This window comes from Dolichospermum circinale AWQC131C (genome assembly GCF_000426905.1).
Lineage (GTDB): Bacteria > Cyanobacteriota > Cyanobacteriia > Cyanobacteriales > Nostocaceae > Dolichospermum > Dolichospermum circinale.
The window spans coordinates 11462-14991 of sequence record NZ_KE384634.1; the positions used below are offsets into that span (position 1 = coordinate 11462).

General features: G+C 36.5%; 6 protein-coding genes. 5 read left to right on the plus strand and 1 reads right to left on the minus strand.

Annotated elements, in window-relative coordinates:
- The first annotated feature begins 294 nt into the window (after positions 1-294).
- The 5 genes from ACIR131C_RS0117355 to ACIR131C_RS0117375 all read left to right on the plus strand — a co-directional run bounded on the left by ACIR131C_RS0117355 (position 295) and on the right by ACIR131C_RS0117375 (position 2399).
- Positions 295-498 (plus strand): type II toxin-antitoxin system HicB family antitoxin, encoded by a 204-nt coding sequence (locus ACIR131C_RS0117355; RefSeq protein ID WP_027402758.1) that lies wholly within the window; start codon positions 295-297, stop codon positions 496-498.
- Complete coding sequence (locus ACIR131C_RS0117360; RefSeq protein WP_028091223.1) at positions 495-719, plus strand: type II toxin-antitoxin system HicA family toxin; 225 nt, start codon at positions 495-497, stop codon at positions 717-719. Before ACIR131C_RS0117355 ends, ACIR131C_RS0117360 begins: the two co-directional genes overlap by 4 nt.
- A gap of 275 nt (positions 720-994) precedes the next feature.
- Entirely contained in the window at positions 995-1291 is a 297-nt protein-coding gene (locus ACIR131C_RS0117365) for a hypothetical protein (RefSeq protein WP_028091224.1), read from the plus strand.
- A 4-nt stretch (positions 1292-1295) separates the two neighbouring features.
- Positions 1296-1694: a type II toxin-antitoxin system VapC family toxin gene (locus ACIR131C_RS0117370; RefSeq protein WP_028091225.1), complete on the plus strand. Its 399-nt coding sequence runs from the start codon at positions 1296-1298 to the stop codon at positions 1692-1694.
- Between the two features lie 54 nt (positions 1695-1748).
- Positions 1749-2399 (plus strand): alpha-ketoglutarate-dependent dioxygenase AlkB family protein, encoded by a 651-nt coding sequence (locus ACIR131C_RS0117375; RefSeq protein WP_028091226.1) that lies wholly within the window; start codon positions 1749-1751, stop codon positions 2397-2399.
- Positions 2400-2463: 64 nt separating this feature from the next.
- On the opposite strand, the gene ACIR131C_RS0117380 is transcribed toward ACIR131C_RS0117375, so the two are convergent.
- The gene (locus tag ACIR131C_RS0117380; RefSeq protein WP_028091227.1) at positions 2464-3420 is read right to left on the minus strand and encodes an SDR family NAD(P)-dependent oxidoreductase; all 957 of its coding nucleotides are present in this window, start codon (positions 3418-3420) and stop codon (positions 2464-2466) included.
- Positions 3421-3530 lie beyond the last annotated feature (110 nt).

A 3530-nucleotide genomic window follows, 5' to 3' on the forward strand; every position in this document is an offset into this window, starting at 1 on the left:
TTATATTTTAACAGTGATCGCTTTTTGGGGATGTGGAGGATGTGCGATCGCGTTCAGGGATGGGGATATAATGCGATCGCTGTTTTGGGGTTTGGAAGGTGCGATCGCGTTTTGGGAGGTGTGGAGGTGCGATCGCTGTTTTGGGGATGTGGAAGGGTGCGATCGCTGTTTTGAGGGTGTTTGGGATGCGATCGCGTACAGCGCGACCAAGGAATCGCCAATCTTGTAGTGCCAGGATACTACGAAGAACCGTTTGCTATGATTGAGATTAATTCTACAAATATTATAGTAACTATGAAGTGGCGAGTCATACTTGAACCTGATCCAGAAACAAGCGAATGGGCAATTTGGTGTCCAGAACTCCCTGGATGCACCTCTGCTGGTGTTACACAAGAAGAAGCCCTTAATAATATAAGAGAAGCGATCGAGCTTTATTTACAGCCCGATACTATTCAACTTCTTCCTGGAGCAGTAATCCGTGAGGTTATGCTCGGATGACTCGACTCAGGAGAATGAAGGCTGATGATGTTGAACGCATATTACGTAAACATGGCTTTGAACTGATATCTCAGAAAGGTAGTCATAGAAAATGGCGTAGTCAAGCTCAAGACACCCAAGTTATTGTGCCTTTTCATCAAGGTAGAGACTTGCCCACTGGAACATTACGTAACATTATGGTTACAGCTATGATCCCAGAGGAAGAGTGGAAATCTCCTTAGAAGTCAACCAGAGGGGGCAATAGTGCAAGCTATAACTTGTCAGTTCGCCGTTTAGGATGTTGGTTGGGAGTGCGTAAGCGTTGCGCTGCTGCAAGCAGTTCGTTTAAAATTGGGATGTTGGGGTGCGATCGCAGTATGAATGAAATCAATCACCTAGATTGCGCTACCATTTATTTAGTCATTTTTAGGATTTGAATCAGTGGGCGATTTTGCGTCAATGGAGTGTAATATAAATAAGAATTAGATTTTTCCAAAGCACAAACAGAGTAAACATCATGCAAGAACAATTAACTGACTATCAACAAGAACTAACAGAACGCATTTCTCATGTTGTAGATAAACTATTTCGTGGTAGTAGTTTCTACATGGTGAAATTAGATCAATATGAAATGACTGAAATGTTAATAGAATTATTTAGCAGATTTTCCCCAGAAGAAATGAGAGCAATTAAAGAACATGATTTAACCAGAAGAATTGATAAAATTCTTGTGTTAGAAGCTGTTGCTGGGACATTAAACGATTTAACGCCAGAAGAAATAGCGATTTTTGATGCAGCAGTAGCAGGAAAATAAAACCGTGAATTATTTACTAGATTCAAATATCGTTAGTTACATTTTAAAAAAGAATGCCATTGTAGATAATAAACTCCGAGAAGTCAATATTCAGGGAAGAATGGTATTTATTAGCTGCATTACTTATTATGAAATCAAGAGAGGACTTTTATCTATTAATGCTGTCAAGCAATTGTCTGAATTTCATATCTTTTTTCAAAAATATCAAACATTATTTTTAGATGATTTAGAAATTATTGAAAAATCCTGTGAAATTCATGCCAAATTAAAAGCTAAAGGTACTCCTATCCAAGATGCTGATGTTTTAATAGCAGCTACAGCAATTGTCCGGGATTTAATTCTCGTTTCTAATGATTCTGATTTATTAAGAATTGAAGAACTGAAATTAGAAAATTGGTTGTGATAAAAATTAATGATGATTTCAGTAAATGTATAATTGCGGAGTTTTAACCAAATCATGTATAATCAAATCAGTCTTTGGGATGATCTAGCAGATACTAATAATATGAAATTAGAAAATCAAGTTAATAAAAAAACTATCATTTCTACTGACGGAGAAGTGATATTATATCAGAATTTTTTTAACACTCAAGAAAGTAGTCAGCTTTTTGAAGATTTATCTTCTAAGGTGAAATGGAAACAAGAAATAATCCAAATTTTTGGCAAGAAAATGCCTATACCAAGATTGACAGCATGGTATGGAGATGAAGGAAAATCTTACACTTATTCTGGTATAGAACAACATCCAGAACCTTGGAATACTACATTACAATTCATTAAATCGAAAGTTGAGGAAATCGCAAAAGTTAGTTTTAACAGTGTTCTCCTCAATTTATATCGTCATGGTAAAGACAGTGTTTCTTGGCATAGTGATGATGAACCAGAATTAGGAAAAAATCCAATAATTGCATCAGTGAGTTTTGGTGCAACCCGTCGTTTTTCTTTACGACATAAGCATTCTAAAAATCACAGAATTGCTATTGATTTAACCAGTGGTAGCTTGTTATTAATGCAAGGTGAAACTCAGCATTTTTGGCAACACCAAATTGCTAAAACAGCTAAAGAAATTCAACCACGAATTAATTTAACATTTAGAGTTACTCACTAGCGCAAGCGTTGACTTGTCAGTTCGCTTGTTGACCAGTAACCATCAATTATCTATTGACATCATATCATAAGGCAATGAAGAAAATCACTAACCAAGGTATTGTTAAATCAGGAATTAACCAAGCATAATTTCTTAAAAAAGGTATAGCCATTGCTAAAATAAACCGCAAAGAACGTAAAGATACAGGACGATTACCATTTTGATCTACAATTCCATATCGCTTCGCAACTTCAGCGACGACTTGGATTTTACCAGTATATTTGATTATATTAGCATCAGCTGCTAAACTAGCGATCGCTCTGCCAGTAAATAATGGTGTTTCCCAATTATAACCATCAGCAAATAATGAAGAATTACCATTTTCTAAACTCTGTTCTTTGGCGAAAGTTGTAATCTGTTCCGTACCCACAATACCGGGATAAATAGCCAGAGAAGTCACATTATATTGTTTTAATTCCTTAGCCATATCTGCGGCTAATCTATCACAAGCACTTTTTCCCACACCATAAGGAACACTAAAAATATAAGACATTCCTCCCCAGGAGGAAATAGTAAAAATAACCCCTTTTTGGCGTTTGATCATCATTCTTGCAGCATAAATACTAGCCACATAATGACTTCTTAAACCTACATTATTAGCAGCATCCCAAAAACTCGGTTCTGATTCCCAAAACGGCTTACCAAAGGCTGTTCTTAATGCTTGTACTCCCCCATAAACATTATTAACTAAAATATCTAATTGACCATTTTGTTCGCTCTCAATACGTGCAAAAAGTTGACGAATTTGCTCATCATCACTATGATCAACCTGTACAGGAATACAAACTCCACCCGCTTCGATAACAGCGGTTTCGGTTTCCCGTAAACTACCGCCAAAATGCTCATAATTATTAGGTTCAAAAGTGCGCCCGGTAATATACACAGTAGCGCCTGCTTCACCTAACCCTACAGCAATTCCCTTACCAATACCTCTAGTAGCACCTGTAACTAATGCTATTTTCCCTTGAAGATTTTTACTCATTTTTTTTATTTACATTTTATTGACAGCCAGAGATTTTAATATGATTTTAAGTAGGTGAACGGAAAAAAACCGACATAAGTAACGAAAAGTAAAGTTTCCCTGTTCCCTGT

Coding starts and splice junctions, on each gene's coding strand:
- ACIR131C_RS0117380 (WP_028091227.1), bottom strand. CDS start 3,420: ATGAGTAAAAATCTTCAAGGGAAAATAGCATTAGTTACAGGTGCTACT.
- ACIR131C_RS0117365 (WP_028091224.1), top strand. CDS start 995: ATGCAAGAACAATTAACTGACTATCAACAAGAACTAACAGAACGCATT.
- ACIR131C_RS0117355 (WP_027402758.1), top strand. CDS start 295: ATGAAGTGGCGAGTCATACTTGAACCTGATCCAGAAACAAGCGAATGG.
- ACIR131C_RS0117375 (WP_028091226.1), top strand. CDS start 1,749: ATGTATAATCAAATCAGTCTTTGGGATGATCTAGCAGATACTAATAAT.
- ACIR131C_RS0117360 (WP_028091223.1), top strand. CDS start 495: ATGACTCGACTCAGGAGAATGAAGGCTGATGATGTTGAACGCATATTA.